The following is a 21,501-nucleotide window of genomic DNA, read 5'->3' as shown; positions in this document are numbered from 1 at the left end:
TCCTAACCTAAATATACCTTGTTGCAAATCTAATAATTTCGAACAAAATCTTAAAAATATACGAATTTTATGAACTTGTTTGATGGAAGATTTGAACATAAAATGAAAATGTAATCGGTTACAATATCATTTATATAAAGGAGGAAGCAAGAATCATGAAGAAAAAAGGGTTCAAAAAAACATTTTTCGTCATTGCCTCCCTCGTCATGGGCCTCACACTGTATGGGTACACTCCACCTTCGGCAGATGCAGCCAGCGTGAAAGGATATTATCACACCCAAGGAAACAAGATTGTAGATGAATCCGGGAAAGAGGCCGCATTTAACGGTCTGAACTGGTTCGGTCTGGAAACCCCTAATTACACCTTGCATGGACTGTGGAGCCGCTCAATGGACGACATGCTGGATCAGGTGAAAAAGGAAGGCTATAATCTCATCCGTCTGCCTTACAGCAACCAGTTATTTGATTCCAGCTCCCGTGCTGACAGTATTGATTACTACAAAAATCCTGATCTGGTCGGATTGACTCCGATTCAAATTATGGACAAGCTGATCGAAAAAGCTGGACAACGCGGTATTCAGATTATCCTTGACCGTCACCGCCCAGGCTCAGGTGGACAATCCGAGCTATGGTATACCTCTCAGTATCCTGAGTCCCGCTGGATCAGCGACTGGAAGATGTTAGCTGAACGTTATAAAAACAATCCTACCGTCATCGGTGCAGATTTACACAACGAGCCACACGGTCAGGCAAGCTGGGGAACAGGCGATGTCTCCACAGACTGGCGTCTCGCGGCGCAGCGTGCAGGGAATGCCATTCTGTCCGTGAATCCAAATTGGCTGATTCTCGTAGAAGGTGTGGACCATAATGTACAAGGCAACAACAGCCAATATTGGTGGGGCGGCAACCTGACAGGTGTGGCTAATTATCCTGTCGTACTGGACGTGCCGAACCGTGTCGTATATTCACCACATGATTATGGTCCTGGTGTGTCTTCGCAGCCATGGTTCAACGACTCGACCTTCCCGTCCAACCTGCCAGCAATTTGGGATCAAACCTGGGGCTACATTAGTAAGCAAAACATAGCTCCAGTGCTGGTTGGTGAATTCGGCGGTCGCAATGTGGATTCGTCTTCCCCTGAGGGTAAATGGCAAAATGCACTCGTAGACTATATTGGTGCCAACAACCTGTACTTTACGTATTGGTCCCTGAATCCGAATAGCGGCGACACAGGCGGTCTGCTGCTGGATGACTGGGTTACCTGGAATCGTCCAAAGCAGGATATGCTGAGCCGGATTATGAAGCCTGTTGTTTTCGTAGCGGAGCAAGCTAAAGCAGCAGCCGAATAGGCACAGGACTTCAATCCGTTTATTAAAAAAGCTAATTTCCCTCCTTCAGTCCAGTTTGTGCTGGAACTACGAAAGGGTGGAGAAACGAATGAAAACAGGACAACGCTATCGAATAGAAACCCAGCACAGTTTGTTTTTTATCCCTAAGCATTATTGGGGCCCTGCTGGTCTAGTGATCGGAATTGTTTTAATCGTTGCATCTATATTTGTATAACGTGGATTGGAAAACACGAGCGATTCCAAACACCGCAATGCGAGCCAGTCACTCCCATTACGGTGTTTTTTCTTTTTGAAGGTCAATCTAACCTTTTCGTTGCACTCGCCATTCGAGGATCAGCGAAGCGAGCTGATGCCGAGTTGTTAAGGGGAGAGGATCTAGCACTGTGTTTGATTATTTAGCCGAGTCATAGCCTGTTATGGTTTTCGTCTCCAAACATTCCTCCAGCCCATGTAATCCGTATTCTCTGCCGAGACCCGATTGCTTGAATCCCCCAAACGGTGCCTTCATTTCAAAACCTGCCCCGTTAATGAGTACAACACCAGCAGCAATTTGGGTTGCCATTTCATTGGCTTTCTCAATGTCCGAGGAACTCACGTAGGCACCGAGACCATAATCTGTATTGTTAGCCATTTCGATGGCTTCCTCTTCCGTCTCGTAAGTTAAAATGGATAAGACGGGACCGAAGATTTCTTCCTTGGCGATCGTCATGTCTTCTGTCACCTGAGCGAAAACCGTTGGTTTAACAAAATATCCTTGTTCCATCCCCTCTGGATGCCCCAGACCTCCGATGACCAGTTCAGCACCCTCATCAATACCAGACTGAATATATCGCTGAACTTGATTGTATTGCTTCTCTGTTATGATTGGGCCAAGTTCTGTGCCTTCTTCCCAGGGATTACTGACTTTGATGCGTTTCACAGTTTCTTTAGCTATCTGTTTCACTTCTTCCAGCCGTTGCTTGGGAACCAAAAGGCGGGTCCCTGCAACGCAAGCTTGCCCATTATTGTTATAACACTGTCTTACAGCGGTCGGAATTGCCGTGGAAAAATCAGCGTCATCTAAGATGATATTCGGCGATTTGCCGCCTAGTTCCAGCGTGACCCGCTTCATCGAATCTACAGCACCTCTCCGAATTTCTTTCCCTGTTCGAGTGGAACCAGTGAAGGTGATCATTGCAATATCCGGATTGCGGGTCAGTTCGAATCCAACCGTTTGGCCAAGACCATGAACTACATTAATAACACCAGTTGGAATATCAGCCTCATGGAAACATTCAGTGATCAGATGTGCCTGAATCGCGCTAAGTTCACTTGGCTTGATTACCACTGGACAGCCGGCAGCTATGGCAGAAGCAAGCTTTGCAGTAATCTGAGAGTAAGTTGCATTCCAGGGAGTAATAATTCCAATAACTCCAATTGGCTCTGCTACTACTTTCGCTTTCCCGATATACTTAACGAAATTGAATTCCTCAAGTGCTTCTTTCGTGTCCAAAAAATTCGTAGCCGCCAGTTTAACTCGGCCAATGGCAGCGGTCTTCGGAGCACCATATTCATTGATGTTAGCCTCCATCAGTACTTCTAATTTTCTCATAACTGCGTCATGTAGTCTTTGCAGTATTTGTCTGCGCTCTTCCACTGAAGTTCGTGAGAAAGTCTTAAAGGCTTTCTTTGCTGCCGCGATTGCTCGTTTGGCATCCTCTTCGTTCCCTAAAGTGACACGTCCGATGATTTCCCTAGTTGAAGGATTAATAAGTTCTTGTACCTCTGTGCCATAAGGCTTTACAAATTCCCCGTTGATATAAACTCGATTAATTGTTCTCATTTAAATAACTCCTTTTGAATTCATTTAGGAGATGTCCCATTCGTGCTCTTGCTAAAAAGAATGATAGCACACAACAAAAACAAAGTAAACAAAATACATATAAATTGTCTATATTGTATAAATCGTTTATACCCTATTGGAAACGTGTATAATAGAAGGAACAGATAAGGGGGAGCGTAAATGTCAATGGAGAATCAGCAAGATAAAGCAAAAAACAAGCTGCTGAAAAAACTGATTCCGTCCCTCATGAAGGACGGGTTTCAACAAATGAGGATGGACGATATTGCTAAATTCATGGATGTTAGCAGAGCAACGATGTACAAGAATTTTTCTTCAAAAGAAGAAGTCATCGAAGGCGTCGTTCGCATTTTTGTTGACTATATAGAACAGCTAGAGGATCGTACCAATGAGGATGACGATCGATCATTCGGGGTTTGGTTTCAGCAATTGTTTGAACAATCGGTATCGTTAGTTGGCAAAATATCTGATGTGTTTCTGAAGGATTTACAAATGGTATTTCCAGAATTGTACGAAGTTTTGAAGACTGCATTGGATAAAAGGGAGCAGCAGACCCTTAAATTTTATCAAGATGGGAAAGACAAAGGGGTTTTTAATCCGATTAATGAGAAGTTCATTTTACTTCAAGACGATATTTTGCTCCGGGAAATCATGAATGTGAAGTATTTGCTTTATAACCAAATAACCATTCAACAAGTCCTCAATGATTATTATTATTTTAAAAAAATTCAATTGTTCAAACCGGAAAAGATGTCCTTAGTGGACGACTCACGAATTCACCCCGTCATTGAACATTTTGTCGAGAAATTCAATCGTGCTTTATAAGTCAAGGGGCTGTCCCTAACTACTATGACTTAACGGCCGCCACCATGAATGAAAATGAACTGGGCCTGTGAATCTGTATGTTCCATACTGGAACTGTAGGTCACAGGCCGTTACTTTTGGTTAGGACAAACACGCTGGTCCCAAACCGGCAACCTAGCTCATGCTTCGACCTAGCTGCTCGATCTTGCTCAGCCATTCGTTACGCTGTTGATCTGTCCTCTTATTCATAAGATCAATGGTCGTAGAACGCACTGGCTTGACACCGCATAAATGTAGTGTGGAATCCTTCATCATCCGATGCCCAGGCTGTCCCTGGAAAAATCGATAGTACCAGTGCGGACCGTCCATCGTTGTAATGAGGCGGGCTGTTCTTCCTTTTAGAAGCTTGTCAGGCAGGGGTTTTCCTTTTTGATACTTAAACGCAAACCCCGGCATAAAGGTACGGTCAATGAATCCTTTCATTAATGCAGGCAAGCTGCCCCACCAGATTGGAAAGACAAAAACAAGATGTTCTGCCCATTTAATCGACTCCTGTGCTTGGATCAAATCAGGTTCCAACGGCAATTTATTACGGTATCCACCTAATAGATTTGGATTAAAGTCCAACGCGGATAGCTGCAACAAACGAACCTCTGCTCCTGCAGCCTTCGCTCCTTTTACATAGGATTGAGCCAGCACTTCTCCATAACTACCAGCGACCGGATTCCCTTGAATCACCAATATTTTTTTAGACATATAAGCCACTTCCTACCTTCATATTATGACTTTAGTTAGAAAACACTAACTTTATATTTAAAAAGAAAAGGTCACTACAGACCTTTTCTTAATAAAGCAGTTAAACGTTGTTTGACCTCTGCTGCCAATGGAGCCAGTTGCTGTGGAAGTTCCCCTTCCAGGCTGGACACGGACAAGCGTGTAATGGCTCCAATGATGAGCACACCGGATAGCTGAACATCCTGCTTCGGCAGTTCACCTTGTTGAATCCCCTGTTCGATGAATTCAGTCAACGCCTCCAACGGCTGACGCACATTCTGGCTCTGGCTTGCTTCAACATACAGCTCATGATGCTGTGATAGTAGAAGCAATCCATACTGGTCCTCATCATGCATATTCAGCACTTCATCCACCAGTTGATGGAAACGGCTGACGAAGCTCCCACTCTGCTTGCGATAGAAGTCAATTAAGGTGGTGTAGCTATTACAATATTGCCCGAATACCTCCAAGGCCATTGCATCTTTACTCTTAAAATGCTTATAAATCGCGGCATCCGTCACACCGGCAGCCTCTCCAATTTCTTTGACTGAAATCCCGTCAATCCCTTTGGTTGCAAATAAGCACATCGCTGCCTGCAGAATATCTTTCTTTTTGCTGTCTACATGTGTTTTCTTGTTCATAAAATTATAGTAAGTTAATACTAACTAAAATGCAAGTCATGTTTATGCATGCTCATCCTGTCTATGTGCTTAATTTAAAATCCATCGTAATAAACCTAAAATACCATGTTTTTATAAGTGAATGTTCATGAATATGTTAAATGATACGTGTATTGCCTCATTTTATTCCTATAAAATACATATGTAACCGAAATAAGGCGGGCTTTAGAACCGTTAATAAAAAGGAGTGAACCCAATAGAGATTACTGTTTCAACCACTTCAAATACGCGATGTAGAGCTAAAAAATCGGATTATGATGTCTCCCATGGGTACCGTCTCAGCGGCAGAAGACGGAAAAGCAACCGGTTGGCATACGCTGCATTACGGCGCTTGGGCGCTAGGACAAGTGGGGCTAATCATGCTTGAAGTGCATGCAGTCACCCAGCAGGGAAAAGATTCGGGCAGCCCTGGCATATGGAACGACGAGCACATTTCCCCGCTGCAAAAGTGGTGCAAGCCATTCATGACCAAGGCTCTAAAGTCGGTCTCCAGCTTTGGCATGTCGGACGCAAGGGCTCGTTGCCTCAAGAAACAGCTGTATCCGCCTCTGGTTTGCCTCACCGCGAACGGGCGACCTCCGCACTATCTTTAGAAGAAATCCATAATCTTGTGCTTGCCTTCAGAGATGCCGCTGTACGGGTCTCGCAAGCTGGAATAGATGTCATTGAATTTCGTCAGACTGCTGGTATAGCTACCGCAGCCGTAGGCTTGATTACTCACGGTATTCAAGCCAAGGAAATTTTGCGTAATGGCCGGGCGGATCTGGTTGCGGTAGGCCGGGCACTGCTGCGTAATCCATTTTGGCCCAGACAGGCAGCCGAACAACTCGGTGTTCGTATTGAAGGACCTGCACCCTATAACCATTTTTGGTTTTAAAATAATGCCCATCACTTGAAGTATTTATCGCGAGCGATGTCATGCACTGTATCGCACACTAAATTGAACAATTTCCACAATAATAGGTGTGCCGGAGGAAATTGTCTCCCCTTCGCCGAGGTGAATCGTCAGCGATGAAGGTGTCAAACTGAACAACTTTCTTTCTTGTAACATCCCGTTAATATACAGATTAGCATAACTATTGCTTCCGACATGAAACCTCTGAGAAGCTCCCTGCACACCATCTACAGAAAATTGATCCGCCATAATCGTGACTGAAGATTCAATCGGATCAGGAGTAAAATAAAAATACCGCTCAGCCATAGGGACAATTTCAATATTGGAGATGTCAGGTGCCGGACCGGTTGGACCCGTTATACCTTGGGCTCCAGTAGGACCGGTTACGCCCTGTGCTCCGGTTGGACCGGGTGCACCTGTTGCGCCTGTACTACCTTGAGCTCCAGCTGGACCGGGCACTCCCGGTGCTCCCTGTGTTCCTGCAGGACCCTGTATTCCTGGTATTCCCGCAGTTCCCGGCACTCCTGGTACTCCTGACGCTCCTGTCACCCCGGCTTCACCTGACAGACCTGCTGAACCTGGCAGACCTTGCTTTCCTGTCTGCTCCATTCTCCTCCTCCGTTTGGCAGGAGTATTTCTGAAGCGCCGTCGTATAATAATTAGCTTTGGACGCTTTTGGGCATGCAGCCCCGTTTTTGTTTTACCTTTGAATGGATACCTGAGCTTACACTTCTTTCGTTTGTTGATCTTACAATGTACCGCTCTCTTTCCTTGCCTTCTTAGTGATGCATCGCGTCTCCTCATACCAGCCGTATACACCTCCTCCTCTCATGCTTATGTATTGTATGCACATCTCTCATTAGGGTCTTAGGCATTTGTAATATGCAGATTCCAAGTATTCGCTTTCATTTTTTGTGCAGTAAAATAGGGCCTTCTCCATTTACCCTATTATTATAGAAAGGTTCATATGCCGTTTCCGAATAGGTTGAAAAATCATTTATTGATTAAGAGCTACTTAGTGGCTCATACCAGTATAGAAAGGAGATGAGAACTATGCCAATCATAAAACCTGTGTACACAGCAGTAGCTACTGCTCCCGTAGCAACGGGTGGCGCCATAAGCACGACTGTAACCCCAGCCGTGACTCGTTTTTTTGCAACCATTACAGCCGGGATGATCGGAGCAACAACAACAACTATTCCTGCTGCTAGCTTCGTAGATGACGCCGATACTCCAGTTGTTGCTTTGCCAACATTAACGGCTACTGATTCTGCTAATTATTATATTAATGGAGTTATTCAGCAGAGCTCCTTATTCACCCTAACCACGGCAAGTCTGGTCATTGCCTCCGTAGATATTACACCAGGTGTCCCCGCTGTCATAGAAATATCTGATTTTAGCGGCACAACCTCTACCATCACCACTCAGCCTACCATCTCGGCCCCTACCGTAACGATTATCACATAAGGCGTTTCAATGATTTTAAACCAAGCCGGACTGAATGGTCATTCACGCTGTACACTACCCCGTATACGCTAGAAAAAGACCGATTCAGATGTCGATATCTGAATCGGTCTTTTAAGCTCAAGATTAAGGCAAAATAGCAAAGGAGCGCACCGGAAAACCGGGTGAATCCTGAATGCTCGGAACGATATTATAAATGATTGCGCCCGTCGGAGGCAGCTTGTCCAAATTTGTCAGCACCTCAACTTGATATCGATCCTGTTCCAATATGTAATATTCCCCTACCAGTTTGCCCGCTTTTCGATAAGCTACAGAGGAGTCCGTATCCAGTGTTTCATGCCCGATAGCAGCAACATTCCGTTCTTCTACCAAAAAGCGCAGCGCATCCAGCGACCAGCCTGGGCAGTGTGCATCTCCGGCATTGTCCTTGTTCGAGAAGGCATCTGGATTAGGCCAGCGCTTGCTCCAATCACTGCGAAAGGCGGCAAAGGACTGTTCGGCAATGCGTCCGTGCTCTTTTTCAAAATCCAGAATATCAGCGACCGTAAGCTCATAGTCGGAATTGGCTGCAACGGCTGCTGAACGGTCAATGACAACCAGCGGTAAAACCAGTTCCTTCAACGAAAGCTCATGTAAATAACGTTTCCCCTTCACAAAATGAACGGGAGCGTCAATATGAGTTCCATACTGCCCTGGAAAGCAGTATTGTTTTACAAAAAAGCCATCGTCGTGGGTAAACAAGGTATCCACCTGAACGTTATCGAAAACTGGAAAATGGGGAATTTCAGGATAAAAGGCATGGGACAAGTCCACCCACTCTTTTTGCTTCAACAACTTCAATACATTTGCTAAATCCTCTGCCATGATGCCGATTCCTCCTCAGCTTTATTACAAGCATTGTACCTGAGGATACTACAAAAATCCATAATTCTCCTGTCATTTTTCATCACTTTTTGACTTGGAATCGTTAACATTATCAGAAAAACTATTTTTTCTTTATTCGCTGAAATAACTCCATATAATCATATATACAATTCCCATTTCCTATGATTGTTAACGTTTTCATTTATATATATGCATTTTGATTGGAAAAAGAAGGTCTCTATTGAATTATTTAAAAATTCGACAAAAATTTTAGTATGTAACTTTTATTATATTAACAAATACTGGTACACAAAGTATGATAGAACATGTAGAAACTACAGGAGCACCCGGGACTCCCTCGTTCGTCTACTCCATTTATCCAATATACGGAGGTATTTTATGAAAAAGAGATGTTCACTCGGAATCGCAGCCGTGTTATTGTTCGCTACTCTGGCTCCTATGGGTGCACCTGCTCATGCAGCAAGCGATATTGGCAAGGAGACACTTGGCAGCAAAAACGGTTGGGCCGCCTTTTCTACAGGCACGACAGGTGGAGCTACTGCTACTTCCTCCAATACTTTCACCGTAACGAACCGCAAACAACTTGTCGATGCGTTAGGCAAAAGCAGCAACACTACACCTAAAATTATTTATGTCAAAGGTACAATCAATGCCAATGTCGATGACAATAATAAAGCGCTAGGATTGAACGATTACAAAGACCCTAAGTATGATTTCAATGCGTATCTCCAGGCGTATGATCCGTCGACATGGGGTAAAAAGGTTCCTTCTGGTACATTGGAAGACGCACGTAAGGCATCACAGAAGAATCAAGCTAGTCGTATCGTTATTGAAATCCCATCCAATACAACGATTGTCGGTCTGGGCAACAATGCTATCATTAATGGTGCAAACTTCCAACTGAAAAAGGGTACAGACAACGTCATTATCCGTAATATTGAGTTTCAGGATGCCTACGATTATTTCCCGCAGTGGGACCCAACTGACGGCAGTACAGGCAACTGGAATTCAGAATATGACAGCATTACCATTAACGGAGCTACGCATGTATGGGTGGATCACAATACGTTCAATGACGGGGCTCACCCCGATAGCGGAAACGGCACCTTCTACGGTCAAGAATACCAACATCATGATGGACTGCTCGATGTGATTAACCAGGGTGATCTGGTTACCGTTTCATACAATCACTTTTACGATCATGACAAAACATCCATTATCGGCAACAGCGACAGCAAAACAGCAGATGAAGGGGCTTTACGTGTAACCCTGCATCACAATTATTACGAGAATACAGTACAACGCACACCGCGCGTACGTTATGGACAAGTCCATCTCTATAACAATTACTATACAGGTGATGTAAAACGCTCTGAATACCCTACGCTGTATATATGGGGCGCAGGCAAATCCTCCAAAATCTTTGCTGAAAACAATGTCATTGACGTTGCGGGACTATCCGCAGCCAAAATTGTGACTGTTTTTGGTGGGACTGCCTTGTCAGATACTGGCACACTTCTGAATGGACAGGCCGTAAACGCAGGCTCCAGCGCGGGTCTTAGCTCCTCTGTAGGCTGGAAGCCATCCTTGAACGATAAAATTTCCCCATCCGCCAGCGTGAAGGCAGAGGTCACTTCCCAAGCCGGTTCCGGCAAGCTGTAAGCGCTACCGTATAATACAAATCACCACAGACTCATGCAACCTGTGGTGTTACACCAAAAAGGCTGTTCCTCCGTAATATTATTCCATACGGAGGAAACAGCCTTTTTTTATTTATCATCTGTTTATTTATAAATTATATATTGCTTTAACTGCCGTATTGTTCAACTAAAACCGGCTTTTCAAATGCGTTATCCAGCTTGCGAAGTTTAGCCTTCACCGCTTCTGGTGGCTCAACTGCAGGTGCATCTGGATGAAGCAACCATGATTTCACAAAGTGTGTATCAGACAATTGATAGAGCGGAGGCTCTTTCTCAAAGTCAATTTTCATGGCATAAGAACTGCGGGCTGCAAACGCATCCCCTACAGGTGGGTGAAGCAGATCCGGTGGTGTTCCCGGGATCGCAGCCAGCTTCTGACCATGGCTGTCCAAACTAGGCATGGAAGCAAGGAGTCCCCATGTATATGGATGTTTTGGGTTATAGAAAATTTCATTAACCGTACCTGTTTCCACGATTTGCCCTGCATACATAACAGCAACGCGATCCGCCATCTTCGCCACAACACCGAGGTCATGAGTAATAAAGATGATAGAAGTATCAATCTTTTTCTGAAGATCCTTCATCAGTTCCAAAATTTGAGCTTGAATCGTTACGTCCAGCGCAGTCGTCGGCTCATCGGCAATCAGAAGTTTCGGATTAGCAGCCAATGCCATCGCAATGACGACACGTTGACGCATACCGCCACTAAATTCATGCGGATATTGGTTAAAACGCTGTTCAGGATGCGGAATACCTACCAGATTCAGCAATTCAATCCCCCGCTTGCGAGCAGCGTCCTTGGATATCTTTTCATGCTTGAAAAGCACTTCCGTGATCTGCTTACCGACTTTCATCGTCGGGTTAAGTGAAGTCATTGGGTCCTGAGAAATCAGGCCAATTTCCTTACCACGAATTTTTTGCATCTGCTTTTCCGTTTTATTAATCAGCTCTTGTCCGTCAAACATAATTTGACCCTTTTGATAAATGCCTGGAGGGGTCGGGATCAGCTTCATAACAGCTTGTGAGGTTACGCTTTTGCCTGAGCCGGATTCACCGACAATCGCCAGCGTCTCTCCTTTATTGACATGAAAGTTTACGCCACGAATGGCCTGCACTAGTCCCTGACGGGTCTTGAAAGATATCGTTAAGTCCTTCACTTCCAAAAGGCGGTTCATCTCATCACTCTTTCATTTATTATTCATCACTATTATTGACCACTATCTAAAAAAACGACGTTCATGAGTCAAGGTATATACGAATAATTTTACTCATTTTAGTACCTGCCAGTCAAGCAATATCTAAAATATCACCAAAAACCTTTCATGATATGTCACGTTAGTGGTATATATAAGCGAAAAAGTGATCATTTTTAACCATTTTTGCCTCATTTATAACATGTGTTGAATGTAACTGAAGCGTGCACCACCTAATGGCGATCGTGTACAAAGTAGTTCTCCATTCAGTCGGGAGGCTATTTGACGGCAGATGGCCAATCCTAGTCCCGTGACGCCATTTGATCCTGTATAGAATCTTCCAAACACCTCGGCTGCTTCAGACTCGGTTAGTCCTCTCCCATCATCATCTACATGCATAACCCACACAACCTCCGCCGTTGTCCCCGTCTCCAAATGAATGACAACCTCCGTAGAGGTGTGTCGAACTGCATTTTGCAGCAAATTCAATATCATGCGAAATAATTGCTCAGCCGGAACGGCCACATGCAGACCCTCTCCCTCCACTCGAAGCGAGATTGAGCGTTCACTGGCCATCGGCATCAATAGATGAACAGCGTCCTCCGCCATACTTCTCAGATCAATCAGAGAGACAGGCCATTCCTCATTCAACGCCTCCAGCCTCGATAGCTGAAGCAACTTTTCCACCATATCAATTAATCGCTGGGATTGCACTTTAATGATGCTCAGTCCCTCGTCCTGGGATACTACTTGATCCTGAATGGCATATACATAACCTTGAATGGACATTAACGGTGTCCTTAGCTCGTGTGATACATTTTGCAGAAATTCAATTTGGCTGTGGTGGTGCTGTTGAATGCGGGCGGACATGGAATGAAAGGTGCCTATTAGTTCGCCAATTTCGCTTTTGTCCGCCTGCGGAAACTCACTATCTTGTGGCTGATTCGGCTCATAGTTGCCTACCGCCTCTTTCAATCGTTTGAGTGGACGCACCAGACGTGAAACAATCATCAGACCAATAACGAGAATCACCAGAAAACTCGCTACGATCGATAGTAACGTAGTTCTCATTAACGGTACATATAGGGCTCTCAAAGAAGATAAGGGTGAGTATACAAAGATGCGGAAAGGTTGTCCGGGCAATTCTTCATTCGTAAACAACACCTTTTTACCTTGAAGCACCGCAACGCCTTCATGTGTAGTAACCAGATCGTGGGCAGAGGGATGAACCGATGCAAAAAATCCTTGGCGGGTCAAAAGCAAATGCTCGATCTTTTTGCCTTCCATCCCAGAGACGCTGGAGTCGATGATGCGGTTATCCGTGCTTAAAATAAAGTAATCGGCAGATAAAAGCACACCCTTGATAACATAGTTAAATTCGGCATTATCCAGTCGATCAAAGCCTCCGTCACTCATAATATGGACGGCTTTGCGTGCCTGCTCATGAAGCTTGGATTTGGCCTGATTCACCAGAATGTCATCGATGAGCCTAATAAATAAGACCACCGTAATACAGACAGTAATCAGCATGGCAATGGACAGGGACAGCAGAATTTTGGCTCTCATCGTACGCATGGCTACATCTCCTGAACCGTTGCTTTATATCCAAATCCCCATACCGTGTTAATGACAAGCGTGGAGTGGTACTCTGCCAACTTTTTGCGAATACGTTTGACCAGATCATCTACGACTCTCACATCACCTATAAAGTCATAGCTCCACACCTGCTGAATCAAATGCTCTCTGCCAAAAGGCCGTTCCAGATGATTCGCAAGAAACAGCAACAGATCGAATTCACGTGAGGTCAAATTTAACGTTTGTCCGTCTACTGTAACTTTACGAAAGTCAGCAAAAATGCACAGATTGCCTGCATGGCAAAGATTTGTGCTCTCTGCTGCTTGCTTGTCATCGGATGCAGACGTGCCCGCCTTGCTCAGTCTCAGCATCGCTTTGACCCTTCCCACCAGCTCTCTTGGATTAAAGGGCTTGGTCAAAAAATCACTGCATCCCAATTCCAGCCCGTGGATACGGTCACTTTCCTCTCCGCGGGCGGAGATCATAATGATCGGCATTTCTGTAAACTCACGAAGCTGAGTCAATAGAGAAAGCCCGTCAATGCCCGGCATCATAATATCAAGCACGAGGCAATCTGGACGGTTTGTTCGGATATGCTCTACCAATGTTTTCCCACTGGAAAAGGAAGTTACCTCGTAGGACTCTTTTTTCAAATATTCAGATATTAATTGCAAAATGAACACATCGTCATCCACTACTACTATTTTTGTCATGGCCTTAACCCCTTGCCGTTGTTCTGGATGCTAGCATCCTTTCTTTAAGCTTAACAGAAGCCCAGCAGAATAGACAAAAGACGGGTATACCGTTCCCGGTCCCGTCTTTTCTTATCATGAATCGCTGCTGTATATGCCAGGTGAACTGAAAGCTAACTACACTTCTACCTTATTTTCTACCTTATTTTCTACCTTATTTCTTAGTTGTTACTACTTTAGCTGCTGCCTTTGGAGCAGTTTTGGCTGGGACTGCTTTTTTTACTGGAACTTTATGGGTTACTTTTTTAGCTACGACATGTTGTGCACGAGTTTTATGTGCTGCTACCTTGTGTTGAACAGCGTTATGTTTTTTCACATGATGTTTAACTGTGCGGTGTTTTGCTTTCACTGCTTTTGCTTTGTGGCTTGCCACTTTTTTCGCAATGGCTTTTTTGGCAGGAGCTTTTTTTGCTTTGGTTGTTGCTTTATGAGCTGTTGCAGCTTTTTTAACAGGTGCTTTCACCACAGGTGTTTTCGTTGCAGGCGCTTTTGACGGTGCTTTGCTAGCAGGAGTCGTAACCGCAGGAGTTTTGATGGCTGGTGCAGGGGTGGCTGGAGTTGTGGTTGCTGTAGCGGCGAATGCGCTGCTTGCTCCTCCCAGTACGCTTACTACGGTCAATACGGCTGCTGCATTTTTAGTCCATTTTTTCATGATTGAATCACCTCTCCTTTAAAGTATCTTTAGCTTATCAGGAGAATTCGGGATAATTGTGGAGCAAATATGTGAAAAGTATATGAAAAAGCGTGCAGCTCTGTATCTGGAAAACACATGAGTCTGCACGCTATAAGTGTTGCAACCATCATCTCCACTAACCGATGGCAATCCAGGAAATAATACCGTAGTTATGCGCGGTTTCACTCCACTTGGTTACAACGATCACCGCTCCATTAGTCGTCTGGGATTTCAGTGTTGCATGAAAGAGAGGATGGTTCGTCATCGCTACCAACGTGTAGTCCGGGTTCACAAATGGCTCCCCAAATACAATGGTTACTTCCGTCTCTCCTTCGCTTCCTTTTAAAAGAAACGGCGCTCTGCCAAACTGCTGTAATGCAGGCTGGTTCGCACAAGTACGAACCGGGGTGATGCTCAAATGCTCCGGTGTCACTGCATTCAGTTCCAGCTCACGTGAGCCAACGGAACCTTCTGCCAGATGATGACCTTCGATGCTCTGCTCTGCCATATGATGACTTTGTACCGCAGCAGCCTGTAGATGCTCTGGACCTACAGCTTCTGGGCTTAGCACCTCACTGTTGACGACCTGATCCTGCAGATGGCCGCGGGATATACTGTTTGCCTGAAGTTTGTCGCCACTGATCCCTTCCTCCGGTAAAAGCCCCGAGAGATGAATATCTGTGGATAATTGATCCAGTGTCACCGAGCCGGGCTTTATGTGGTGCGAATCAATGACTTCCTTTGCAATATGCTGACCTTCAATTGCCTCCTCAGCCACATGGCGGGACTCCACCGTTCCATCTGCGAGTTTGCCGGACGTCACTGCTCCATCCTGTATAGCTTGCTCTGACACCGCCTGCCAGCCGATATGCTGTGACTGAATAGCTCCTGCTTGCAAATGCTCAGATTGAACAGAATCCGGTGAAATGTGACGGGACTGCACAGCCCCCTCTGCCAGTGCTGACTCTTGAATCGCCCCATCGGACAAATGCTGGGAGTGCACGGCATGCTCTGTCAAATGTACGGAGCTTACACTGGCTTCCGCCAGATTCGAAGCACGCACCGCGCGAAGCGCAAGCTTCTCAGCGTTCACGCTGCCTGCCTGGAGCGCGTGAACAGATACGCTCCCTGGCGCAATATGCTGGATCGTCACTGCCGAAGGCTGCAAGTGGGCTGAGGTGATAGATTCCGGCGCCAGATGGCTCGACTGGATGGTCTCTTCTGCCAAATGATGGGCTTGCACGGCTTCGTCCGTAATGTGCCATGGCTGGACGGAATGTGGAGATATTTTGGCAGCTGTCACAACCTCATCTGCCAGTTTGTCGGACGTAACGGACTCATCCTGTAAGGCCTCCGTCGATATTGACTGGGACGCCAGATGCTCGCCCTGAATGGTTCCAGTGTGCAGATGGTGCGACTGGATCGATTCCGGGGCAATATGCACGGACTTCACTGCACCTTTTGCCAGCGCTGTATCCTGTACTGCGCCAGTTGCCAAATGCAGGGTGTGTACCGACTGTGCGGACAAATGCGAAGGACCCACGCTGCCTTCCGCAAGATTCGCCCCTTGTACCGAGTGGACCGCCAACTTCTCCGAGGTGACGCTTTCCGCTTGTAGCGCACGACTAGACACACTATCCGAGGCCAGATGGCTCGCAAGCACAGTCGAAGACTGCAAGTGGGCTGAGGTGACGGACTCTGGCGCCAGATGGCTCGACTGAACGATCTCTTCTGCCAAATGATTGGCTTGCACGGCTTCATCCGTAATGTGCCATGGCTGGACGGAATGTGGAGATATTTTGGCAGCTGTCACGACCTCATCTGCCAATTTATCAGACGTAACGGACTCATCCTGTAAGGCATCGGTCGATATCGACTGAGATGCCAGATGCTCTCCCCGAATGGTTCCAGTAAGCAGATGGTGCGACTGGACCGATTCCGGGGCGATGTGTACCGACTTCACTGCCCCCTCGGCTAGCGCTGTATCCTGGACTGCACCGTCTGCCAGATGCTGGGTGTGTACCGAATGTGCAGACAGATGTGACGGGCCGACGCTGCCTTCCGCAAGATTCGTTCCTTGCACCGAGTGGGATGCCAGCTTCTCTGAGGTGACGCTTTCCGCTTGTAGCGCACGACTAGACACACTATCCGGAGCCAGATGGCTCGCAAGCACCGCCGAAGACTGCAAGTGGGCTGAGGTAACAGATTCCGGTGACAGATGGCTCGACTGGATGGTCTCTTGTGCCAAATGATTGGCTTGCACGGCTTCGTCCGCAATGTGCCACGGCTGTACCGAGTGAGCCGACAGCTTGGCGGCAGTCACACCCTCATCCGCCAATTTATCAGACGTAACGGACTGATCCTGTAAGGCATCGGTCGATATCGACTGGGATGCCAAATGCTCGCTCTGAATGGTTCCAGTTTGCAGATGATGCCGCTGGATCGATTCCGGGACAATGTGTACCGACTTCACTGCCCCCTCGGCTAGCGCTGTATCCTGGACTGCGCCGACTGCCAAATGCTGAGTGTGTACCGACTGTGCGGACAAATGCGAAGGACCGACGCTATCTTCCGCAAGATTCGTCCCTTGCACCGAGCGCGATGCCAGCTTTTCCGAAGTGACGCTTTCCGCTTGTAGCGCAAGACCGGATACACTTTCTGGTGCCAAATGGCTCGCAAGTATCACCGAAGGTTGTAAGTGAGCTGAGGTGACAGATTCCGGCGCCAGATGGCTCGACTGAACGGCCTCTTCTGCCAAATGATTAGCTTGCACCGCTTCATCTGTAATGTGCCACGGCTGTACGGAGTGAGCCGACAGCTTGGCGGCAGTCACACCCTCATCCGCCAATTTATCAGACGTAACGGACTCATCCTGTAAAACATCAGTCGATATCGACTGGGATGCCAGATGCTCGCCCTGAATGCTTCCAGTGTGCAAATGGTGCGACTGGATCGATTCTGGAGCGATATGCACAGATTTCACTGCTCCCTCTGCCAACGCTCTATCCTGTACCGCTCCGGCTACCAGATGCCGGCTGTGTACGGACTGTGCCGACAAATGTGACGGGCCGATGCTGCCTTCCGCAAGATTCGTCCCTTGTACCGAGCGCGCTGCCAGCTTTTCCGAGGTGACGCTTTCCGCCTGTAGTGCACGACCGGATACACTATCTGGCGCCAAATGGCTCGTAAGCACTGAGGAAGCCTGCAAATGGCGAGAGGTAACGGATTCCGAGGCCAGATGGCTTGACTGGATGGCTTCTGTCGCCAAATGATTTCCTTGCACCGCTTCATCTGTAATATGCCACGGCTGTACCGAGTTGACCGACAACTTGGCGGCAGTCACACCCTCATCCGCCAATTTATCAGACGTAACGGACTCATCCTGCAAAGCATCGGTCGATATGGCCTGGGATGCGATATGCTCGCCCTGAATGCTTCCAGTGTGCAGGTGATGCGGCTGGATGGACCCCGCGGTAATGTGTACCGACTTCACTGCTCCCTTTGCCAGCGTTGTATCCTGTACTGCACCTGTTGCCAGGTGCCGGGCGTGTACCGACTGTGCAGACAAATGTGACGGGCCGACGCTGTCTTCCGCAAGATTCGTTCCTTGCACTGAGTGGGCTGCCAACTTATCCGAGGTGACGCTTTCCGCTTGTAGCGCACGGCCGGACACACTATCCGGGGCCAGATGGCTCGTGAGCACTGACGAAGACTGCAAGTGGGCTGAGGTTACACTTTCCGGCGCTAGATGGTTCGACTGGATGGACTCTTCTGCCAAATGATTTCCTTGCACCGCTTCGTCTGTAATGTGCCACGACTGTACCGAGTGGGCCGACAGTTTGGCGGCAGTCACACCCTCATCCGCCAATTTATCAGACGTAACGGACGCATCCTGCAAAGCATCGGTCGATATGGCCTGGGATGCGATATGCTCGCCCTGAATGGCTTCAGTGTGCAGATGGTGCGGCTGGATCGATTCCGGGGCAATGTGCACGGACTTCACTGCTCCCTCTGCCAGCACTCTATCCTGTACCGCTCCAGCTGCCAAATGCCGCGTGTGTACGGACTGCACAGATAGATGTGAAGGGCCGATACTGCCTTCTGCAAGGTTCATTCCTTGTACCGAGCGGGCTGCAAGCTTTTCTGAGGTCACACTTTCCGCTTGAAGCGCACGACCGGACACACTATCCGGGGCCAAATGTCTCGTAAGCACCGAGGAGGCCTGTAGGTGCACCGAGGTGACCGCTCCAGATGCCAGGTGGGTCGAGTCCACAACTGCCACAGCCAAGTGGTTGCTTTGTACAGCTTCATCCATAATATGCCCGGACTGCACTGCATGGGCTGACAGCTTAGTGGAGGTTACACTTTCCTCTGACAGTTTAGCAGAGGTAACCGCTTCATCCTGTATGGCCGGAGTCGCTATAGCTTGCAATGCAATATGTTCTCCCTGAATGATCCCGCTTTGCAAGTGCTCGGATTGGATGGATTCTGCTGCAAGATGCTCAGACTTCACAGCATTCTGGGCTAATATCGTGTCCTCTACTGCTCCTGCGGCCAAATGTCTGGTGTGTACGGCCTGTGCAGCCAAATGTCCGGGTCCCACGCTGTTTTCCGCCAGGTTGGAAGCCTGCACAGCCCGAGCCGCTAACTTCTCGGAAGTGACGCTTTCCGACTGAAGGGCATGGCCGGACACACTATCCGGGGCGAGATGTTTGGTTTGGATCGAAGCAGACTGCAAATGGTTGGAGGTGACGGATTCCGGAGCAAGATGATTCGCCTCCACTGCCTCAACAGCCAGATGGTTGCTTAGCACCGCTTTATCTGTAATATGCCATGGCTGCACAGAACGAGCAGACAGCTTGGAGGAAGTGACACTGCCCTCAGCTAACTTAGGCGCAGTAATTGCCAAATCATTAATTTTATCCGTAGCCACACTTTCCGGCGATAGTTTCAACGAAGTAACGGCATGATCCTGCAAATGGTGGGAGTATACCGCACCGCTGGCCAAATGCGCGGTTTGAACAGCGCCTTCGCCTAGTATGTCTGCGGTAACGGACTGTTCTTGCAACGCCGCGGTTCCGACACTATCTTCCCCAAGATGCTTGCTCTGTACAGAGCTCTGGGCCAAATGAGTTGAATCCACCGCTTGAGCCTGTAACGCCTTTCCGCCCACACTATTGTCGGCAAGGTGGTTTTCACGGATGACTCCCGTTGCAATGTGTACGTGGGTAATGGCTTGAGACGCAATTTTATTTCCGGTTACCGCCCCTGTGCTAATTTTAGTTTCTATAACCGCCTCGTCAGCGATTTTGTCAGACTTAATAGCGCTCGAAGCAATGTGATTTTCCTTGATAGCCTGATTCGCCACATGGTGATCCAGAACTGCACCTTTCCCTATTTTCTCGCTTGTCACAGCCCCGGAATGCAAATGTTGCTCCGTAACCGCCTCTGATGCGATATGATCCTTCCGAATAATTTCGGATTGAAGATGCACGGAAGAGACTGCCTCTGGAGAAATCTGGGGTCCTTGTATGGCTGCTGTTGCAATATGTCTGGTAAGTACCGCCTCATCGGCAATTTTGTGCGGGAGAATACTCTGATCCGATATTTTGGATGAAGTGACGGATTGATCGACAATTTGCAATGAGCCTACAGACTGATCTGCCAGTTTATTGGACTGAATACTCCGATCCGCGATATGCCGTGCTGTCACTTGGCCCGTTCCAAGCTGCTCTTCCCCGATGGAGCCGGGACTGAGATGCTTTCTTTCAATCGCTCCTGCCTGAATGTGCGTACTGGTGACTGCCTCAGACTCCAGATGACGTCCGCTGACAACGCCTTCCTCCAATTGTTCTCGGCCTACAATACCGTTGGATAGCTGCTTGCGATTAATCGAACCCGGAGCTAGATGCCGGGCAAGAACGGCATGCTCGGTCAGGTGTGCGCTCTCAATGCTGCCTGCCTGGATTTTAGCTCCATCCACAGCCCCATCCCGCAGTTTGGAGGTGGTCACAGACTGATCACCCAGCTTGGAGCTATCAACAGCTTCATTCGCCAAATTGTTCGATTGAATCGTACCACTGCGAATTTTATCTGAGGTAACCGACTGATCTTGAAGCATATCTGAAGACACGATCCATTGCTTGAAGTGACGACTCTCAATCGAGCCATTGGCAATATGATCGCCGCTAATAATTTTATCCGCCAGCTTTTCTGGAGTGATGCTGCCATCCCGAAGTTTTTCACCACTAATAGAGCGATCCTGCAATTTACTGCCTGCCACTGATGCGTCCGACAGATGCTCGACCGTAATGGAGTCGGGAGCAATCTTCGAAGCAGTCACAGCACCGTCAGCTATTTTAATGGTATGAACAGCATAATCTGCTAAAGATTCCGTTTGAATACTCTCTTGTTTCAGCTTGCTGGAATCTATGGAAGCGGGAGCGATCTTCTCACCCGTCACAGCGAGATCACTCAAATCGTCTGTATAGATGAAAGCATTGTTTACATGTGGAGCCTTCTTATTGTTCAAAATTTCTTCCACATCAATTGGATCTGGTTCTGGCTCTGGTTCAGGTTCAGGTTCCGGCTCCGGTTCTGGATCTAGTTCTAGCTCTGGTTCTAGCTCTGGCAGTGGAGGTTCTTCCATCAAAGCTGGAGTCTCCTCTACATCTGCAACCTCAATCTCTTTCTCTTGCAGAGCCTCGACTTCAGGCTCGACAACTGTCTGTAGCTCCGACTCCTCTGTAGTTGGGGGAGGCGGAGAAGCAACTTGATGAAGTCTTGCTTCTGTCTCCCTCTCCGCAGGCAGTGGCTTTGAGCGTTGTATCATACTTAACTCATTCATATCCGGGTCAATTACACGATAGAGCGGCTTTTTGTTTCTGTTGGTTTTGCGGCTCTTGTTCTTCAAGCAG

14 protein-coding genes and 1 pseudogene are annotated in these 21,501 nt (G+C 47.4%); 5 read left to right on the top strand and 10 right to left on the bottom strand.

Features of this window, described 5'->3' with window-relative positions:
* The first annotated feature begins 155 nt into the window (after positions 1–155).
* Positions 156–1,349 (top strand): glycoside hydrolase family 5 protein, encoded by a 1,194-nt coding sequence (locus tag HFE01_RS18550; RefSeq protein ID WP_102998986.1) that lies wholly within the window; start codon positions 156–158, stop codon positions 1,347–1,349.
* Positions 1,350–1,740: 391 nt separating this feature from the next.
* Here HFE01_RS18550 and HFE01_RS18545 read toward each other — a convergent pair whose 3' ends face one another.
* Entirely contained in the window at positions 1,741–3,171 is a 1,431-nt protein-coding gene (locus HFE01_RS18545) for an aldehyde dehydrogenase family protein (protein WP_167438604.1), read from the bottom strand.
* 180 nt (positions 3,172–3,351) lie between these two features.
* On the opposite strand from HFE01_RS18545, the gene HFE01_RS18540 reads away from it, so the two are divergent.
* A complete protein-coding gene (locus tag HFE01_RS18540; RefSeq protein WP_016821898.1) occupies positions 3,352–4,014 on the top strand; it encodes a TetR/AcrR family transcriptional regulator in 663 nt (220 codons plus the stop codon).
* A 153-nt stretch (positions 4,015–4,167) separates the two neighbouring features.
* Here HFE01_RS18540 and HFE01_RS18535 read toward each other — a convergent pair whose 3' ends face one another.
* Positions 4,168–4,749, bottom strand: a complete 582-nt coding sequence (locus tag HFE01_RS18535) for an NAD(P)H-dependent oxidoreductase (protein WP_167438603.1) — start codon at positions 4,747–4,749, stop codon at positions 4,168–4,170.
* A gap of 74 nt (positions 4,750–4,823) precedes the next feature.
* Positions 4,824–5,408 (bottom strand): TetR/AcrR family transcriptional regulator, encoded by a 585-nt coding sequence (locus HFE01_RS18530; protein WP_016821900.1) that lies wholly within the window; start codon positions 5,406–5,408, stop codon positions 4,824–4,826.
* 305 nt (positions 5,409–5,713) lie between these two features.
* Between HFE01_RS18530 and HFE01_RS18525 the strand changes: the two are divergent.
* A pseudogene (locus HFE01_RS18525) lies at positions 5,714–6,324 on the top strand (oxidoreductase).
* A 39-nt stretch (positions 6,325–6,363) separates the two neighbouring features.
* Here HFE01_RS18525 and HFE01_RS27640 read toward each other — a convergent pair.
* Positions 6,364–6,951, bottom strand: coding sequence for a DUF4183 domain-containing protein (locus HFE01_RS27640; protein WP_167438602.1), 588 nt, complete (start codon positions 6,949–6,951; stop codon positions 6,364–6,366).
* 444 nt (positions 6,952–7,395) lie between these two features.
* On the opposite strand from HFE01_RS27640, the gene HFE01_RS18515 reads away from it, so the two are divergent.
* Positions 7,396–7,809 (top strand): DUF4183 domain-containing protein, encoded by a 414-nt coding sequence (locus HFE01_RS18515; protein ID WP_167438601.1) that lies wholly within the window; start codon positions 7,396–7,398, stop codon positions 7,807–7,809.
* Positions 7,810–7,932: 123 nt separating this feature from the next.
* Here the strand turns inward: HFE01_RS18515 and HFE01_RS18510 are convergent, their stop codons facing one another.
* Positions 7,933–8,670: a cyclase family protein gene (locus HFE01_RS18510; protein ID WP_017426786.1), complete on the bottom strand. Its 738-nt coding sequence runs from the start codon at positions 8,668–8,670 to the stop codon at positions 7,933–7,935.
* Between the two features lie 399 nt (positions 8,671–9,069).
* Here HFE01_RS18510 and HFE01_RS18505 point away from each other — a divergent pair, with 399 nt between their 5' ends.
* Entirely contained in the window at positions 9,070–10,353 is a 1,284-nt protein-coding gene (locus HFE01_RS18505) for a pectate lyase family protein (RefSeq protein ID WP_031462016.1), read from the top strand.
* A 145-nt stretch (positions 10,354–10,498) separates the two neighbouring features.
* On the opposite strand, the gene HFE01_RS18500 is transcribed toward HFE01_RS18505, so the two are convergent.
* From HFE01_RS18500 to HFE01_RS18480, 5 genes are all read right to left on the bottom strand, one after another.
* Complete coding sequence (locus HFE01_RS18500) at positions 10,499–11,566, bottom strand: ABC transporter ATP-binding protein (protein ID WP_016821906.1); 1,068 nt, start codon at positions 11,564–11,566, stop codon at positions 10,499–10,501.
* 213 nt (positions 11,567–11,779) lie between these two features.
* Positions 11,780–13,159 carry a sensor histidine kinase gene (locus HFE01_RS18495; protein WP_016821907.1) on the bottom strand — a complete coding sequence of 460 codons (1,380 nt, stop codon included), beginning with the start codon at positions 13,157–13,159 and terminating at the stop codon, positions 11,780–11,782.
* Between the two features lie 2 nt (positions 13,160–13,161).
* A complete protein-coding gene (locus tag HFE01_RS18490; RefSeq protein WP_016821908.1) occupies positions 13,162–13,872 on the bottom strand; it encodes a response regulator transcription factor in 711 nt (236 codons plus the stop codon).
* Between the two features lie 193 nt (positions 13,873–14,065).
* Complete coding sequence (locus HFE01_RS18485; protein ID WP_167438600.1) at positions 14,066–14,563, bottom strand: hypothetical protein; 498 nt, start codon at positions 14,561–14,563, stop codon at positions 14,066–14,068.
* A gap of 157 nt (positions 14,564–14,720) precedes the next feature.
* On the bottom strand, positions 14,721–21,497 hold the full coding sequence (locus HFE01_RS18480; protein ID WP_167438599.1) for a WIAG-tail domain: 6,777 nt from the start codon (positions 21,495–21,497) through the stop codon (positions 14,721–14,723).
* Positions 21,498–21,501 lie beyond the last annotated feature (4 nt).

Source organism: Paenibacillus sp. EKM10P, assembly GCF_011800655.1.
GTDB lineage: Bacteria > Bacillota > Bacilli > Paenibacillales > Paenibacillaceae > Paenibacillus > Paenibacillus polymyxa.
The sequence above is the reverse complement of the archived record's forward strand: the minus strand, read 5'-3'. Positions and strand labels throughout refer to the sequence as shown.

Excerpts from the sequence above, each read along its gene's own strand:
- HFE01_RS18550 (WP_102998986.1), top strand. The coding sequence starts at position 156 with ATGAAGAAAAAAGGGTTCAAAAAAACATTTTTCGTCATTGCCTCCCTC.
- HFE01_RS18545 (WP_167438604.1), bottom strand. The coding sequence starts at position 3,171 with ATGAGAACAATTAATCGAGTTTATATCAACGGGGAATTTGTAAAGCCT.
- HFE01_RS18540 (WP_016821898.1), top strand. The coding sequence starts at position 3,352 with ATGTCAATGGAGAATCAGCAAGATAAAGCAAAAAACAAGCTGCTGAAA.
- HFE01_RS18535 (WP_167438603.1), bottom strand. The coding sequence starts at position 4,749 with ATGTCTAAAAAAATATTGGTGATTCAAGGGAATCCGGTCGCTGGTAGT.
- HFE01_RS18530 (WP_016821900.1), bottom strand. The coding sequence starts at position 5,408 with ATGAACAAGAAAACACATGTAGACAGCAAAAAGAAAGATATTCTGCAG.
- HFE01_RS27640 (WP_167438602.1), bottom strand. The coding sequence starts at position 6,951 with ATGGAGCAGACAGGAAAGCAAGGTCTGCCAGGTTCAGCAGGTCTGTCA.
- HFE01_RS18515 (WP_167438601.1), top strand. The coding sequence starts at position 7,396 with ATGCCAATCATAAAACCTGTGTACACAGCAGTAGCTACTGCTCCCGTA.
- HFE01_RS18510 (WP_017426786.1), bottom strand. The coding sequence starts at position 8,670 with ATGGCAGAGGATTTAGCAAATGTATTGAAGTTGTTGAAGCAAAAAGAG.
- HFE01_RS18505 (WP_031462016.1), top strand. The coding sequence starts at position 9,070 with ATGAAAAAGAGATGTTCACTCGGAATCGCAGCCGTGTTATTGTTCGCT.
- HFE01_RS18500 (WP_016821906.1), bottom strand. The coding sequence starts at position 11,566 with ATGAACCGCCTTTTGGAAGTGAAGGACTTAACGATATCTTTCAAGACC.
- HFE01_RS18495 (WP_016821907.1), bottom strand. The coding sequence starts at position 13,159 with ATGCGTACGATGAGAGCCAAAATTCTGCTGTCCCTGTCCATTGCCATG.
- HFE01_RS18490 (WP_016821908.1), bottom strand. The coding sequence starts at position 13,872 with ATGACAAAAATAGTAGTAGTGGATGACGATGTGTTCATTTTGCAATTA.
- HFE01_RS18485 (WP_167438600.1), bottom strand. The coding sequence starts at position 14,563 with ATGAAAAAATGGACTAAAAATGCAGCAGCCGTATTGACCGTAGTAAGC.